The following is a 16008-nucleotide window of genomic DNA, read 5'->3' on the forward strand; positions in this document are numbered from 1 at the left end:
GACCTCAATCGGTTGGCGCTGCATCGGGATCGTTGCGGCTCGCGCGTACGCGCGCAGGATTTCCCAGCGCAGTCGCGCCTGCCGGGACATCGCGGGTGACCACCGCACCGGCGCCGATCACTGCATCGTCGCCGATGCTCACGCCAGGCAAGATAATCGCACCGCCGCCGATCCACACGTTGCGGCCGATGCGGATCGGCCGCCCGAACTCCAGCCCGCTAGCGCGTCCTGCCGCATCGCGCGGATGATCGGCAGCATAGAACTGCACCGCAGGACCAACTTGCGTGCCCTCGCCGATGCTGACCTCGCAGATATCCAGAATCACGCAGTTGAAGTTGAGGAACGCGCCCGCGCCCAGACGGATGTTGTAGCCATAGTCGCAATGAAACGGCGGGCGAATCACCGCGCCTTCGCCCACCTCGGCCAATCGCTCTACCAGCAGCGCGCGCCGCTGTGCAGACGTCTTCGCGGCGGCGGCGTTGTACCGCATCATCCAGTCGGCGGCGGCAGCCTGGTCGGCCTGCAATTCGGTATCAGCTGCGTTGTACAGCTCGCCTGCGAGCATTTTTTGTTTCTCGGTCTGCATGGTGCGCGTATCTCTGTGCAATCGGTGCCGGCACAGGGTGCCACGGATGCCGCGAAGAAGGCATCGAGCGATGCACCAATCGTGTGCATGCACAGGTTCAAGGAACATGCACGCCGCGCTGATGGACGGTTATCGCTTCTCGGCGCCGGAGCACCTGGAGATTAGCCGCGATAGAAGAAACCTGGCCACAGTGAAACAGGCGCAACTGGTGCCATGCACCTCGTCTCCTGCAGGACCACTGCGCTCCGTTCGTAAACTGCCAAGTTGACGTTGCAAGTTCCGGTCACGAAGGCGGCGCACCGGCGCATGACCAACTGCCATAAGACTGTATCGTTACGATCAGCATGCACCCTCAGCCGCTAAAACTTCCAGCGGCCCAATTATTTGTAAGGTGCAAGCTTATAGATACCCTTGGCCACAATGATATCGTTCATCCGAGCAATATTGCTCAGCAACTCACTTTCTATTCTGGAGCCAGTCCAAGTTTCGCTGCACCCAAAAAATTCAATCTTCATAAGTGCAGTGATATAGGAAAGTCGCATTTCGAACTCATCCACGAAATTCTCTTCATCTTCAAACGCCGTGTCCAGCGTCTGTCCATCCATAAAACGTTCGTGAACATTTGCCTTTACCGTCATTTGAAGCTCGCTGCCTGATTTAAGAGCGGCAACGGCGGCTCGAAATGCCTCGTCACATTCTTCGTTATGACCTTGAGCAATTGCCAGCCGACCCTTCATCACCAAGGCAGCTTCAATCCACGTCCAACAATCATAGCTATTGGCAAAAGGGATCTGGGAAATAGGCTCTACCAGTTCAGAGGCAGCGCGCGTGTCACCCATGGCAAACAGCACATACGCCAGTTTCACTGATGACTCCAGGACGCCTTTGGCTGTTCTCTTTTGCTTGGCTGGCAATTTCTCCAAGTGCTGCGCTAGTTTTTTATCGGCATTTGAAAAAAGACCGAGTGCCTCGAAAGCGTTCATAATGTGATCCGGCATGATGAAGTGCTCACAAGAATGACGATCTTTTTCTTCATCTGTCTGCGCGCGTTGGTCATCGCTGTACCGTGACGTAATCGGCTACATATGCGCAAGCAAGACTGCACGCGCGTGCGGGCCGGAATGGAGCCGATCGGTTGTATGCCTACGGCATCTGCATCAACCACCAACCGCCGCTACACCACCGTCAAATTCGCATACGCCATCACCAACCACTTGGCGCCGACTTCGTCGAACTGCACCTGCACGCGCGCATGCGCACCGGCGCCTTCGTAGTCCACGACCACGCCGCCGCCGAACTTGGGGTGCTCGACATTGGCACCGAGCTTGATCGGTGCGGTTTCGACCACGCCGTGTACCGGCCCGCCGCGCGTCGCGCCCAGCGAGGCGGTGCGCGAGACCTGCACTTTCGGGCGCACTTCGTGCAGCAACTCGCGTGGAATTTCACGCAGGAAGCGCGAGGGCACGTTGTAATTGTCCTGGCCGTGGATGCGCCGCGATTCGGCGTAACACAGCACCAGCTTCTGGCGCGCGCGGGTGATGCCTACGTACGCCAGGCGACGCTCTTCTTCCAGCCGCCCGCTTTCTTCCAGCGAGCGCGCACTCGGAAACAAGCCATCTTCCAGACCGACCAGAAACACGATGGGGAATTCCAGGCCCTTGGCCGAGTGCAGCGTCATCAGCTGCACGCCTTCTTCGCCGGCCTGCGCCTGGCCTTCGCCGGCTTCCAGCGACGCGTAGGCAAGGAAGGCGACCAGTTCGGTCATGCCCTGGCTGTCTTCGTCGTCGGGGCGGGTAAAGCGCGAGGCTACCGAAACCAGTTCGTCCAGGTTCTCGGTGCGCGATTCCGAATCCAGCCCGCTGCGGCTTTCCTTGGCCCAATGCTCGCGTAGACCAGAGCGCATCAGCACGTGGTCGATGCGTTCGGCCAGTTCCATGTCGCCGGTTTCGGCATGCAGCTGGCCGACCAGGCTCAGGAACGTGGCCAGCGCATTGCGGGCGCGGGCGGCCAGGGTATTTTCCTGCGTGCACAGCATCGCAGCTTCCCACAGCGACAGCGCATTGGCGCGTGCCAGACGGCGCACTTCGTCCAGGGTGCGATCGCCGATACCGCGCGTGGGCGTATTGACCGCGCGCTCGAACGCGGCATCGTCGCTGCGGTTGCTGAGCAGGCGCAGGTAGGCCAACGCATCCTTGATTTCGGCGCGCTCGAAGAAGCGCATGCCGCCATACACGCGGTATGGCAGCTGCTCGGAAATCAGCGCTTCTTCCAGCGCGCGCGATTGCGCGTTGCTGCGATAGAGTACCGCCACTTCGCCGTAACTGCCGCCGTCGCGCACCCACTGCCGCGCGCGCTCGACCACATAGCGCGCCTCGTCGACCTCGTTGTAGGCCGCATACAGATCGATCGGATCGCCATCCCCGGAATCGGTCCACAGCTGCTTGCCGATCCGGTCCGGGTTGTGCGCGATCACCGCATTGGCCGCGCCCAGAATATTTGCGCTGGAACGGTAGTTCTGCTCCAACCGCACGGTCTGCGCGCCGGGAAAATCCTTCAAAAAGCGCTGCACGTTCTCGACCTTGGCACCGCGCCAGCCATAGATGGCCTGGTCGTCGTCGCCCACCACGAACACATGCCCGGTCTCGCCGGCCAGCACGCGCACGAAGGCGTACTGGATCGCGTTGGTGTCCTGGAACTCGTCGACCAGAATTTCGCGAAAACGCGCGCGGTAATGCGCCAGCAACGCCGGGGTGTCGCGTAGCAATTCGTGCGCGCGCAGCAGCAGCTCGGCGAAGTCCAGCAGACCGGAGCGGTCGCAACGTTCCTGGTAGGCCGCGTACACCTGCCGGCGCACCTCGGTCCAGTCGTCGTTGGGCTCGGGCTGGATGTGCTGCGGACGGCGGCCTTCGTCCTTCTGCTCGTTGATCCACCAGCTCATCTGCTTGGGCGGGTACTTGCTTTCGTCCAGCTCCAGCGACTGCACCACGCGCTTGACCAGCCGCAGCTGGTCGTCGCTGTCCATGACCTGGAAGCCTTCCGGCAGCCGCGCGTCCTGCCAATGCAGCCGCAGCAGCCGATGCGCCAGCCCATGAAAGGTGCCGATCCACATCCCGCGGCTGCCGTTACGCAGCTGCAGGTCGGTACGGTGGCGCATTTCGCCGGCGGCCTTGTTGGTGAAGGTCACCGCGAAGATGCCGTGGTTGGGCACGCCCTGGACTTCGTTGAGCCAGGCGATGCGATGGATCAGCACGCGCGTCTTGCCGGAGCCGGCACCGGCCAGCACGAGGTAATGCCCCGGCGGCGCGGAAACGGCCTCGCGCTGGGCGGGGTTTAAATGATCGAGCAAATGAGAGACATCCACCGGACCATTTTACCGGTTGTGGCGTCGCTGCGGCTGAGATTGCGATGAAGCGGTGAAGCGGTTTGGAATGCGAGGCTTCGCTCGTACCCTCATCCGCCCCTGCGGGGCACCTTCTCCCGACGGGAGAAGGAAACAACGCCTCTCTCCCGTTGGATCTCAAGGCCCATCAATCACCGCCCCGGCACTACCAACACATCCCGCGCAATCGCCATTGCCTGCTCACGCAACTCCGGTACCGCCAGGCTTTCCCACAACGCGCCGATCCGCAGACTGCCGATCACCCGCAACCGCTGATTGGCGCGTCCATCGGCATCGATCAGACTGCCATCGGCATCGGTCCCCACCCCGATCCCATGCGGCCCGGCCACCGCAATGCCCTGCCCCAGCAGCTGCTGCAGCAGCGGGTTGCGCATCGCCTGCACGCGCATTTCCACACCGGTGGCGTTGACCAGCGTCTGCACATCCAGCTGCAACGCATGACCGGCACTGGCGCCGGCGCTCACCCGCACGCAGGCGCCCACCTGAAATGCGACATCCAGCCGCGCGCGATGCAGTTGCAGTTGTCCGCGCGCATGCATCGCCTGCAGCTGTGCATGCACCGGCGCGGCGATGCGATGACGATGCACATCCCAGTAGCGCACCACATGCCGCAGGAAGCGGCGTTGATCTGCGACCGACAGGGTCTGCCACAAGGCCTGACTCAACGGGCGGATGCGCTCCATCACGCTCTGCCAGGGCAACCCCTGCGCCATCGCCTTGCGCGCATGCTGACGCAGCGCGCGCATGCGCGCACGCAGCGACAACGCCAACAACGGCTGCGGGTCGAAATCCGCCGCAACGCAATGCGTCTGCGGCAACGGCAACAACCCATGCCGCGACACCACATGCACCGCCCCGCGATGCGCCTGCGCGGCCAGCGTCACCACCGTGTCGACCATGCTCAATCCCGAACCGACGATGCACACCGCCGCGTCCTGCGGCAACGCGGCGATCGCTTCGGTATCCCAGGCTTCCACCCGCTGCGCACTCGACAAGCCGGTGGCACCACGCAGCGGCAACGGCCGTAGCGCATTGCCCACCGCCAGCACCACGCTGGTGGCCTGCAGCGTTTGCCCATCGTCCAGCTGTAGCAGCGCACCGGAGGCATTGGGTTGCAAGGTCTGCACGCGTGCGGCCTGCACGGTCAGCGTCGCCGGGCTCTGCGCACGTGCGGCCTGCAAGCGATCGCGCAGATAAGGCGCGTAAAGCCGGCGCCCGACGAACTGCTGCGGCAGCTGCGCGTCTTCCAGCTCCGGGCAGCAGGCCTGCGCGCGCAGGTAATCGACAAAATCCTGCGGCGCCTCCACCAGCGTGCTCATCCGCATCGCCGGCACATTGAGCAGGTGTTCGGCACGCGTGGTGGAATACGCCACGCCCTCGCCCAGCGGGGTGTGCGGCTCGATCAACACAATCCGCACCGGCGCGGTCGCCTGACGCAGCAGTTGCAGCGCCACCAGCACACCGGATGCGCCGCCGCCGACGATGGCGATCACTGCATCGCCGGGATCACGCAGTTCATTCATCCGCCAATTGTAGGCGATGCGTCACGTCGCACCGATGACAGCCGCCCTGGCCGCTGTCATGGCCGGGATCACGTACCGCCGCGCAGACGCCGTCGTGCGATGCGCGTTGTCCGACATCCGGGAAGACGATGAGCACCGTCCGTCCAATCCGACCTGGGTGACGACGAGCAAGGTGCTCGTCGTCACGTTGGAAAGCGCTGGCTTGCCTGAGGCGTGCGCCGAAAGGCGGGCACTCTCAAACGCAGCAAGGCCTTGCCAACGTGCGCTTGCGCCCAGCAATGCGCCCGCACCAGCAGGCATCGACGCGCGTTCCAGCTGGCGGGGCGCCTTCATACAACACGCACACGCAAACCCTACATCAACGCATCCGCCAACCGCGCAATCCCCTCACGGCTGCGCCGCCAGGCCGGTCGACCGCGCCACTGTTCCAGCTCCAGCTGGCGTGCATTGGCCAGGTAATCCTGCTCGATCGCACGCAGCCGCTGCACCACACCCTGGTCGTAGCACAGCATGCCGATCTCGGCGTTGAGCGCGAACGAGCGGATGTCCAGGTTGATCGACCCCACCAGGGCGATCTCCTCGTCCACGCTCAGATGCTTGGCATGCAGAAAGTGCGGGCGGTACAGCGCGATCTTCACCCCGCAGCGCAGCAGCTCTTCGAAATACGCTTCCTGCGCCCACGCCGCCAGGACCTGGTTGTTGCTCTCCGACAGGATCAGCTGCACATCCACACCCGACACCCCGGCAATGCGCAGCGCACTGAGCAAGGCTTCGTCCGGGACGAAGTACGGCGTCACCAGCACCACCTTGCGGCGCGCCAGGTGGATCACTGCATTGATCGCATCGCGCGCGTTTTCGAACGGATATGCCGGCCCACTCGGCAGCAGTTGCGTGGCGATGTTGGCCTCGCACACCGGCGCGTCCGGCCACACGTCCAGGCGCTGCCCGGTTTCGGTGAACCAGTCGCTGGCGAACACCGCTTCGAGATGATTGACCACCGGCCCGCGCACGCGCGCCACCAGTTCGCGATTGGGCACGCCTTCGATAAAGCCGGCCTCGGCCAGATTCTGCGAGCCGACAAAGCCCACCTGGTTGTCGATCACCGCGATCTTGCGGTGGTTGCGCAGATCCATGCGCCCGCTGCGGCGCCAGCGCAGGCCACCGGGCAACACCGCCAGTACCTCCACACCGCCGGCCTGCAGCCGCTTGCGGTAGTGGCGCAAGCCACGCTTGGCGCCCACCGCATCCAGCAGCACGCGGCAACGCACGCCGCGCGCACTGGCGCGCTCCAGCGCGGTCACCACCGCATCGCCCACCGCATCGTCGAACATCAGGTAATACAGCAAATGCACGCGCTTTTCCGCTGCATCGATCGCTGTGACCAGCGCCTGCAACGACTGCGTGTAATCGTCCAGCAACTCCACCGCATTGCCCAGCGTGGGCATGAAATCGCCTTGGCGTTCGATCAGCGGCACCACCTCGGCGCTGCTGGAGTCTTGCTGCGGAATCCAGCGCAAGGCATGCAAGGGCAGTTGCTGCTCGCGGATCACCTGCGAGGCGGTGGCCTGGCGCTCCACCCGCAAGCGCGACAACCACGGGTGGCCGAACAGCAGATACAGCGGCAGGCCGACCACCGGCACGAAGCCGATCAGCAACAGCCAGCTGCGCGCCGCACCGGGCGTGGTGCGGGCCGGAATCCACAGCAGTGCGGCCAGGCGGATCGCCCAGTCCAGCGCCAGTAGCCAGGTCCCTTGCAACCAGTCGGGCAGCATCAGCGATCCGTTCTCAAGAAGACTCCGATTCTGACTGCGCCGCGTGTGAACGCAACGGCGCGATGCCGCTGATCGGCGCGCAATAACGAAACGGCCCGCCCTGCGCATCGGCCGGCTGCATGCGCTCGGCGCAGACCTGCCGCAGCGTCTGCACGAACGCCGACTGCGCGCGGGTGGGATGCCAGTCGCTGCGCAGCGTCATGCCGATCTGGCGACGCAACTGCGGCCCGGTGGCGCCGATCTCGCACAGCAACCCGGCGCGGCGCTCGAACAGAAACTGGTCGCGCGACATCAGCGTGAGCCAATCGTCTTCCAGCAGCAGCCCACGGATGGTCAGCTCCGCGCCGCATTCGATACGCAGCGCAGGCGGTTCGATGCTCTGATCGCGAAACATCTGCTCCCAGCGCGCGCGCACCGGCGTGCCGGTGGTGGCGATCACCCAGGGGTACTCCAGCAACTGCGCGAACGCATAGGCCTGCCCGGCCAGCGGATGCCCGCTGCGCGCCACGATCACCGGCTCGTCGTCGAACAACGGCTCCTGCAGCACATCGCGCACCGGCAAGGGCTCGCGCAGCGCACCGATCAACAGATCCAGCTCGCCATCGCGCAGATGCGCCAGCAATTCAGCATACGGCCCTTCGACCACGTTGACGCTGGCACCGGGATGCGCGCGCACAAACCGCGCCAGCACCTGCGGCAGCAGGATCGCCCGCGCCAACGGCATCACCCCCAGCGTGAGCCGGCCGGCGTGCTGCGAGCGCAGCGCGGCCACTTCGTCCAGCCCGGCGCGCAGCTCGGCCAGCGCCAGCCGCACCTGCCGCAACAGCCGCACTGCCACCGGGGTGGGCTGCATGGTCTTGCCGCGACGCACCGTCAGCGGCACCTCGATCACCTCGGCCAGCGCCTGCAACGCGCGGTAGATCGCCGGCTGCGAGACCCCGGCGCGCGCCGCCGCCAGCGAATAACTGCCCGCCACATCCACCGCGATCAAGGCCTGCAACTGCCCCAACGAGACCCGCCGCTCCAGGCCCGGGCGTGCCGGCAGCCGCAGCGCACGCCGCGCCACCCGGATGCCACGGCCCAGCTGCTCCAACGCACGCTCGATGCGCGGCACCAGCAGCTGCGTGGCCTCGGTGGCGACCATGCCGCCCGGATGCCGATCGAACAGGCGCACCCCGAGCTGCTGTTCCAGCCGCGCCACTGCCTGCGTCAACGCCGGCTGCGACAGATTCACCTGCGGCGCGGCCGCGCTGACGCTGCCCAGCTGGTGCACCACGACCAGGGCGTACAGATGGCGAAGGTTTGGTTCCAGAATTGGCGGCATGCTCTAACTATAAGCAAAACCAATATGCATACCTCAAATTAATCTTGAGCCATCAGGCGATCGGCGCACAGACTCGGCACACCCCTAACGAGGATGGATGGATGAGCCAGGTCGTCACCCGGATCCAGCGCACCCCGCTGGCCATCGTGGATGGGCTCGCGCAAGCCGGCGTGGCCACCGTGCACGAGGCGCAGGGGCGCAGCGGCCTGCTGCATCACCGCCTGCGCCCGATCTACGCCGGTTGCCGTGTTGCCGGTACTGCGGTCACGGTGTCGATTCCTCCCGGCGACAACTGGATGATGCATGTGGCCATCGAGCAACTGCAGCCCGGCGACGTGCTGGTGGTGGCGCCAACCAGCGACTGCTACGACGGCTACTTCGGCGACCTGCTGGCCACCTCGGCGCAGGCGCGCGGCTGCCGCGGGCTGATCATCGATGCCGGCGTGCGCGACGTGCGCGATCTCACTGCCATGCAGTTCCCCGCATGGAGCCGTGCCATCTGCGCGCAGGGCACCATCAAGGAGACACTGGGCTCGGTCAACGTGCCGCTGGTCTGCGCCGGTGCGCTGGTGCAGCCGGGCGATGTGGTGGTGGCCGACGACGACGGTGTCTGCGTGGTGCCGCGCGCCACTGCTGCGCAGGTGCTGGCCGAAGCACAGGCACGCGAAGCGCGCGAGCTGATCAAACGCGACCGTCTTGCCAGCGGCGAACTGGGCCTGGATATCTACGTCATGCGCGAACGCCTGGCGGCCAAAGGCCTGCGCTATGTCTGAGCACGTACGCGCAATGTGGATGCGCGGTGGCACCTCCAAGGGCGGGTTTTTTCTGGCCGACGAGTTGCCCGGCGATCGCGCCACACGCGATGCGTTTCTGCTGCGCGCCTACGGTTCGCCGGATCTGCGCCAGATCGATGGCATGGGCGGCGCCGACCCGCTCACCTCCAAGGTCGCGGTGGTGTCGCGCTCCACGCGTGCCGATGCCGACGTGGACTATCTGTTCCTGCAGGTGTCGGTGGAACAGGCGCAGGTCAGCGATGCGCAGAACTGCGGCAACATGCTCGCTGGCGTCGCCCCCTTCGCCCTGGAACGCGGCTTATTGCCCGCGCACGATGGCGAAACCGACGTGCGCATCTTCATGCGTAATACCAACACGCTGGCCACCGCCACCGTGCAGACGCCCGGCGGCCAGGTGCGTTACGACGGCGATGCCCGCATCGACGGCGTGCCCGGCACCGCTGCGCCGATTGCGCTGGCGTTTGCCGAGATCGCCGGCTCTTCGTGTGGCGCGTTGCTGCCGACCGGCCATGCGATGCAGACGCTCGACGACGTAGAGGTCACCCTGATCGACAACGGCATGCCCTGCGTGGTGCTGCGCGCCAGCGATCTTGGCATCAGCGGCTACGAAGACCGCGCCACGCTCGATGCAGACCAGACACTGAAAGCCCGCCTGGAATCGATTCGCCTGCAGGCCGGCCCGTTGATGCGGCTGGGCGATGTCACCGATGCCACCGTGCCGAAAATGATGCTGGTCGCCGCACCGCGCAACGGCGGCGCGATCAGCGTGCGCTCATTCATTCCGCACCGCTGCCATGCCTCGATCGGCGTGCTGGGCGCGGTCACCGTCGCCACTGCCTGCCTGCTGCCCGGCACTCCCGCGCATGCGCTGGCGCAATTGCCTGGCGGCACGACACAGCAGCTGGATGTCGAACATCCGAGCGGTGCGAGCAGCTGTGTCATCACGCTCGATGCGCACGGTGAGGTGGTGCGTACCGCCGTGCTGCGCACCGCACGCAAACTGTTCGATGGTGAACTGTTTGCTTGAGCGAGGCTGCCAGCATGCGATGCGGCAGCCGGCATTACGCTGGCTTGAACCCGGGTCGTTGATGCGTGGTTTGCTGCGTCCTGCAGTCTGCGTGCCGGCTACTCACGATCGCGCGTCGCGCGTTCTCTGCGCAGTCGATCAACGCGATTCGCTTTTCGGGCTAGCCGCCCGATATCAGCGCGGCATTCCGGTTCGCTCGGGTGCGATGCATTGCTTCGCCGACAACTGCGCACCGATGGCAGTGCATACGCGGAGCTGCATCGCCCCCAGACCCATGCACTCGAATCCAGACGTCTGTCCACATGCGCACTGCACATCTATCGGTCGGATGCGCAGCGCGTTCTGCGCACCTCAACGAGCATTCTCATGATCATCGACTGCCACGGCCACTACACCACCGCGCCCGCTGCACATGACGCCTTCCGCAAGGCGCAGATCGCACACTACGACGACCCGCAGTTGCCGGCACCGATCTATCCGCAGATCTCCGACGACGCATTGCGCGAAAGCATCGAGCAACATCAACTGCGGCTGCTGCGCGAGCGCGGCGCGGACATGACGATTTTTTCGCCACGCGCCAGCACCATGGCGCACCACATTGGCGACGAGGCGGTGAGCCAGATCTGGACGCGCCATTGCAACGACCTGATCGCACGCGTGGTGCAGCTGTATCCGCACACCTTCATCGGCGTGTGCCAGCTGCCGCAATCGCCGGGCGTGGCGATCGCGCACTCGATCGCCGAGCTGGAGCGTTGCGTCAGCGAGCTCGGGTTCGTCGGCTGCAATCTCAATCCCGACCCGTCCGGCGGCCACTGGAGCGGCGTGCCGTTAACCGATCGCGCCTGGTATCCGTTTTTCGAAAAGATGGTCGAGCTCGACGTACCGGCCATGGTGCACGTGTCCGGCAGTTGCAACGCCAACTTCCACGCCACCGGCGCGCATTATCTCAATGCCGACACCACCGCGTTCATGCAGTTTCTCGAAGGCGATCTTTTCAGCGACTTTCCCGACCTGCGCTTCATCATCCCGCACGGCGGCGGCGCAGTGCCGTATCACTGGGGCCGCTTCCGCGGCCTGGCAGACATGCTCGGCAAACCGCCGCTATCCACGCACGTGATGCGCAATGTGTTCTTCGATACCTGCGTGTATCACCAACCTGGCATCGACCTTTTGTTCGAGGTGATCGATATCGACAACATCCTGTTCGGCTCGGAGATGGTCGGCGCGGTGCGCGGCATCGACCCGCAGACCGGCCAGTATTTCGACGACACCAAACGCTACATCGATGCATTGGCGATCTCCGATGCAGACAAGCGCAAGGTGTTCGAAGGCAATGCCAGGCGGGTGTATCCGCGCCTGGATGCGCAACTGCGCGCACGCGGGCTGTAATCCCCTTCTCCCTCCGGGAGAAGGTGCCCCGCAGGGGCGGATGAGGGTACGGGCGAAGCCCCTGGTACTCAAACTACTGCAAGTGGCTTCGCCCCGTACCCTCACCCCTACCCCTCTCCCGCAGGGAGAGGGATGCAGTCCGCCGGGTTGTGTTGGCCCCGGAGGAGTGCCGATTAAAACGACGGTCGAGAAACCCCTAAACGCCCAAACCCCACAAACGCAAACACCCGCCTTTCGGCGGGTGTTTGCTTGGATGCAGATCGCGTAATCGGTGGATTACTTGATCTTGCCTTCCTTGTACATCACGTGCTTACGCACGACCGGGTCGTATTTCATCATTTCCATCTTCCCCGGAGTGTTTTTCTTGTTCTTATCCGTGGTGTAGAAGTGGCCGGTAGCGGCCGAGGAAATCATACGAATCTTGTCACGCTTGCCTTTTGCCATGACTGCTTACTCCTCAGACCTTTTCGCCGCGCGCACGCAGCTCTTTCAGAACGACATCAATCCCGTTCTTGTCGATGGTGCGCAATGCATGCGCGGAGACACGAAGCTTCACCCAGCGGTTCTCGCTGGCGACCCAGAAGCGGCGCTCGTGCAGGTTGGGCAGGAAGCGACGACGGGTTCTGTTGTTTGCGTGGGAGACGTTGTTACCCGTCTGCACACGCTTGCCGGACACTTGGCATACGCGGGACATTACGCACCTCGATAAATGAATTGCCACCCATAGCCTGGGGAGCGGCGGCCCCGACAGCGCTAAGCTGCCACGCAACGTTGGGAATCAAGAACTTACGCTGGGAACGAGCCGGCAACCCCATCGCGCTGGGTGCCGCCATCCGGAGCGATCCGGGCACAGCGAGCCGCGCATTATGCACGGCTTTCCTTTGTGCCGCAAGCACTTAGCCCGCACGGGCAGACCCCGGCCGCTCACGGTGCAGCCAGCGATACAGCACCGGCAGCACCAGCAAGGTCAGCAGCGTTGACGAAACGATGCCACCGATCACCACCGTGGCCAGCGGGCGCTGCACCTCGGCACCGGCGCCGACGTTGAAGGCCATCGGCACAAAGCCGAGTGCGGCCACCAACGCCGTCATCAACACCGGCCGCAGACGGCTCAGCGCACCTTCGCGCAACGCCTGCTCCAGCGACATGCCCTCGGCCCGCAAGCTGCGCACGAAGGCGATCATCACCAGGCCATTGAGCACCGCCACGCCCGACAACGCGATGAAGCCGACGCCGGCGGAGATCGACAACGCCAGATCGCGCAGTGCCAACGCCACCACGCCGCCGGTCAATGCCAGCGGCACGCCGCTGAACACCACCACCGCATCGCGCAGCGAGCCGAACGACCAGTACAGCAGCGCGAAGATCAGCAACAAGGTGCCCGGCACCACCCAGGCCAGGCGCTGGCCGGCGGAGATCAGTTGCTCGAAGGTGCCGCCGTAGCCGATCCAGTAGCCGGTCGGCAGCACCACCTCGGCCTGCACGCGCTGCTGCACCTCGGCGACGAATCCGCCCAGGTCGCGATCGCGCACGTTGGCAGTGATCACGATGCGGCGCTTGCCGTCTTCGCGATTGATCTGGTTGGGCCCCAGCACGGTTTCGATCTTCGCGACCTCACGCAGCGGCACGGTGGTCGGTTCGCCGCTACGCCAACCGGCCGCGCGGCTGGATTCGTCAGCATCGGCGCGCTCGCCATCGCCACGCAGCGGGATCGGCAGATCGGCCAATGCGGTGGGATCCTGACGCAGGCCTTCCGGCAGGCGCACCACAATGTCGAAACGGCGGTCGCCTTCGAACAACTGCCCGGCCGCCTGCCCACCCACCGCGGCCGACACCGTGTCCTGCACCACGCCGGGATTGAGGCCGTAACCGGCCAGCGCGGCGCGATCGGGCACCACCGCCAGCATCGGCAAGCCGGTGGCCTGCTCCAGGCTCACGTCGGCCGCGCCCGGCACCGTGCTGGCGACCTCCTGGACGCGCTGTCCCAGCTTGACCAACGTGTCCAGGTCGTCGCCGTACACCTTGATCGCCACGTCCGCACGCACGCCGGAAATCAGCTCGTTCATGCGCATCTGGATCGGCTGGGTGAACTCGTAGTTGTTGCCGGGCAATTGCTTCACCGCCTGCTCGATCTCGGCCACCAGTTGCGCCTTGGGCTTGCGCGGGTCCGGCCACTGATCGCGTGGATGCATGATCAGGAAGGTATCGGCCACCGACGGCGGCATCGGGTCGGTGGCCACTTCGGCGGTGCCGAGCTTGCCGAACACATGCGCCACTTCCGGAAACTGCTTGATGCGTTTTTCCAGCGTGGATTGCATGGTGATGGCCTGTTCCAGGCTGGTGCCGGGAATGCGCAAGGCATGCAGCGCGATATCGCCTTCGTCCAGGTTCGGAATGAACTCGCTGCCCAGGCGCGTGGCCAACACCGCACACACCACCACCGCGACCACTGCACCAATGCCGACCAAACGGCCGTGCCGCAGCGCGCGATCCAGCATGGGCGCATACGCGCGACGCGCCCAGCGCATCGCACGGTTTTCGTGCTCGGCCACCTTGCCACCGAGCAACAAGGCGATCGCCGCCGGCACGAAGGTCAACGACAACAACATCGCACCGCTGAGCGCAAGCACCACGGTGATCGCCATCGGATGGAACATCTTGCCCTCGATGCCGGTGAGCGCGAACACCGGCAGATATACCGCGGTGATGATGCCCAGGCCGAACAGGCTGGGACGGATCACTTCGGCCGTGGCTTCGGCAGTGAGTTCGAATCGCTCGTCGCGCTCGAGCACACGCCCCAGACGCAACTGCGCTTCGCCGAAGCGGCGCAAACAGTTCTCCACGATGATCACTGCGCCATCGACGATCAAGCCGAAATCCAGCGCGCCCAGACTCATCAGATTGCCGGATACGCCACCGCGCACCATGCCGGTGAGCGTGAACAACATTGCCAACGGAATCACCGCCGCGGTGATCAAGGCCGCGCGCACATTGCCCAGCAGCAGGAACAGCACCACGATCACCAGCAAGGCGCCTTCGATCAGGTTCTTGGCGACGGTGACAATGGTGCGGTCCACCAGCGCGGTGCGATCGTAGACCGGTACTGCCTGCACGCCGGCCGGCAAGCTGGCGTTGGCCAGTTCCAGGCGCTGCGCGGCCGCTTGCGCCACGGTGCGGCTATTGGCACCGACCAGCATGAAGACCGTGCCGAGCACCACTTCGGTGCCGTCTTGGGTGGCCGCACCGGTGCGCAATTCGCGGCCCTCGCCGACCTGCGCCACATCGCGCACCCGGATCGGCACACCCTCGCGCCGATCCAGCACAATTGCGCCAATCTGCGCGATATCGTCCACCTGCCCCGGCACCCGCACCAGAAACTGCTGGCCGTTGCGTTCGATATAGCCGGCGCCGATATTGCGGTTATTGGCTTCCACTGCCTGCGCTACATCGTCCAGCGTAAACCCCAACGCCACAAGGCGCGCCGGATCCGGCGTGATATGGATCTGCCGCGCATAGCCGCCGATGGTATTGACCTCGGTAACGCCGGGCACATTACGCAACTGCGGGCGTACCACCCAATCCTGCAAGGTGCGCAGATCGGTGGCCGTCCACGCGCTGCCATCAGGCTTGCGCGCATTCGGCTTGGCTTCCACCGTGTACATGAAGATCTCGCCCAGCCCGGTCGCGATCGGCCCCAGCTGCGGCTCCAGATCGGCAGGCAATTGCGACTTGACCTGCTGCAACCGCTCGGCCACCTGCTGCCGCGCAAAATACAGATCGGTGCCATCGGCGAACACAGCGGTCACCTGCGACAACCCATAGCGCGACAACGAGCGCGTGGACTCCAGGCCCGGCAAGCCCGCCAACACCGTCTCCAGCGGAAACGTCACTCGCTGCTCCGATTCCAACGGCGAATACCCCGGCGCGGCCGTATTGACCTGCACCTGCACATTGGTGATATCCGGCGTCGCATCGATCGGCAACCGCGAAAAACTCCACGCCCCGATCGCAATCAATACCCCCGTCAACGCCAGCATCAACCACCGCTGCGCGATCGCGAACCGAATGATGTTGGTCAGCATGACGCCCACCTCCACGCACGATGACCGAGGAGATCGCCGCACCCGTGCTTACCGGGAGCGTCGCTTAAAAGCGCAGAACAGAAGAGCCGCTCGCAAGCACGCACGTGCGGT

Annotated in this window: 12 protein-coding genes; 3 read left to right on the forward strand and 9 right to left on the reverse strand. The window is 64.7% G+C overall.

The window, feature by feature from the left end; translation table 11 throughout:
* Nucleotides 1-4: 4 nt before the first annotated feature.
* The 6 genes from XcyCFBP4188_RS10215 to XcyCFBP4188_RS10245 form a co-directional block, all read right to left on the reverse strand.
* Nucleotides 5-586, reverse strand: a complete 582-nt coding sequence (locus XcyCFBP4188_RS10215; protein WP_006452698.1) for a sugar O-acetyltransferase — start codon at nucleotides 584-586, stop codon at nucleotides 5-7.
* 380 nt (nucleotides 587-966) lie between these two features.
* A complete protein-coding gene (locus XcyCFBP4188_RS10220; protein WP_146094048.1) occupies nucleotides 967-1569 on the reverse strand; it encodes a DUF6707 family protein in 603 nt (200 codons plus the stop codon).
* A gap of 191 nt (nucleotides 1570-1760) precedes the next feature.
* Nucleotides 1761-3947, reverse strand: a complete 2187-nt coding sequence (gene uvrD, locus XcyCFBP4188_RS10225) for a DNA helicase II (RefSeq protein ID WP_043910796.1) — start codon at nucleotides 3945-3947, stop codon at nucleotides 1761-1763.
* 170 nt (nucleotides 3948-4117) lie between these two features.
* Nucleotides 4118-5509 carry an FAD/NAD(P)-binding protein gene (locus XcyCFBP4188_RS10230; protein ID WP_006452701.1) on the reverse strand — a complete coding sequence of 464 codons (1392 nt, stop codon included), beginning with the start codon at nucleotides 5507-5509 and terminating at the stop codon, nucleotides 4118-4120.
* Nucleotides 5510-5862: 353 nt separating this feature from the next.
* A complete protein-coding gene (gene cls, locus XcyCFBP4188_RS10240) occupies nucleotides 5863-7281 on the reverse strand; it encodes a cardiolipin synthase (protein WP_006452703.1) in 1419 nt (472 codons plus the stop codon).
* Nucleotides 7282-7294: 13 nt separating this feature from the next.
* The gene (locus tag XcyCFBP4188_RS10245) at nucleotides 7295-8605 is read right to left on the reverse strand and encodes a LysR family transcriptional regulator (RefSeq protein ID WP_006452704.1); all 1311 of its coding nucleotides are present in this window, start codon (nucleotides 8603-8605) and stop codon (nucleotides 7295-7297) included.
* 101 nt (nucleotides 8606-8706) lie between these two features.
* On the opposite strand from XcyCFBP4188_RS10245, the gene XcyCFBP4188_RS10250 reads away from it, so the two are divergent.
* The 3 genes from XcyCFBP4188_RS10250 (at nucleotide 8707) to XcyCFBP4188_RS10260 (ending at nucleotide 11815) form a co-directional block, all read left to right on the forward strand.
* Nucleotides 8707-9378, forward strand: coding sequence for a 4-carboxy-4-hydroxy-2-oxoadipate aldolase/oxaloacetate decarboxylase (locus tag XcyCFBP4188_RS10250; RefSeq protein ID WP_104592058.1), 672 nt, complete (start codon nucleotides 8707-8709; stop codon nucleotides 9376-9378).
* Nucleotides 9371-10426, forward strand: coding sequence for a 4-oxalomesaconate tautomerase (locus XcyCFBP4188_RS10255; protein ID WP_043910799.1), 1056 nt, complete (start codon nucleotides 9371-9373; stop codon nucleotides 10424-10426). Before XcyCFBP4188_RS10250 ends, XcyCFBP4188_RS10255 begins: the two co-directional genes overlap by 8 nt.
* A 366-nt stretch (nucleotides 10427-10792) precedes the next feature.
* On the forward strand, nucleotides 10793-11815 hold the full coding sequence (locus XcyCFBP4188_RS10260) for an amidohydrolase family protein (protein WP_006451689.1): 1023 nt from the start codon (nucleotides 10793-10795) through the stop codon (nucleotides 11813-11815).
* Between the two features lie 276 nt (nucleotides 11816-12091).
* On the opposite strand, the gene rpmG is transcribed toward XcyCFBP4188_RS10260, so the two are convergent.
* From rpmG to XcyCFBP4188_RS10275, 3 genes are all read right to left on the reverse strand, one after another.
* Nucleotides 12092-12259 (reverse strand): 50S ribosomal protein L33, encoded by a 168-nt coding sequence (gene rpmG, locus XcyCFBP4188_RS10265; protein WP_002809462.1) that lies wholly within the window; start codon nucleotides 12257-12259, stop codon nucleotides 12092-12094.
* 13 nt (nucleotides 12260-12272) lie between these two features.
* Complete coding sequence (gene rpmB, locus XcyCFBP4188_RS10270; protein WP_039515435.1) at nucleotides 12273-12509, reverse strand: 50S ribosomal protein L28; 237 nt, start codon at nucleotides 12507-12509, stop codon at nucleotides 12273-12275.
* Nucleotides 12510-12711: 202 nt separating this feature from the next.
* The gene (locus tag XcyCFBP4188_RS10275) at nucleotides 12712-15897 is read right to left on the reverse strand and encodes an efflux RND transporter permease subunit (RefSeq protein WP_006451687.1); all 3186 of its coding nucleotides are present in this window, start codon (nucleotides 15895-15897) and stop codon (nucleotides 12712-12714) included.
* Between the last annotated feature and the right edge of the window lie 111 nt (nucleotides 15898-16008).

Source organism: Xanthomonas hortorum pv. cynarae (assembly GCF_002939985.1).
Classification (GTDB): Bacteria; Pseudomonadota; Gammaproteobacteria; order Xanthomonadales; family Xanthomonadaceae; genus Xanthomonas; species Xanthomonas hortorum_D.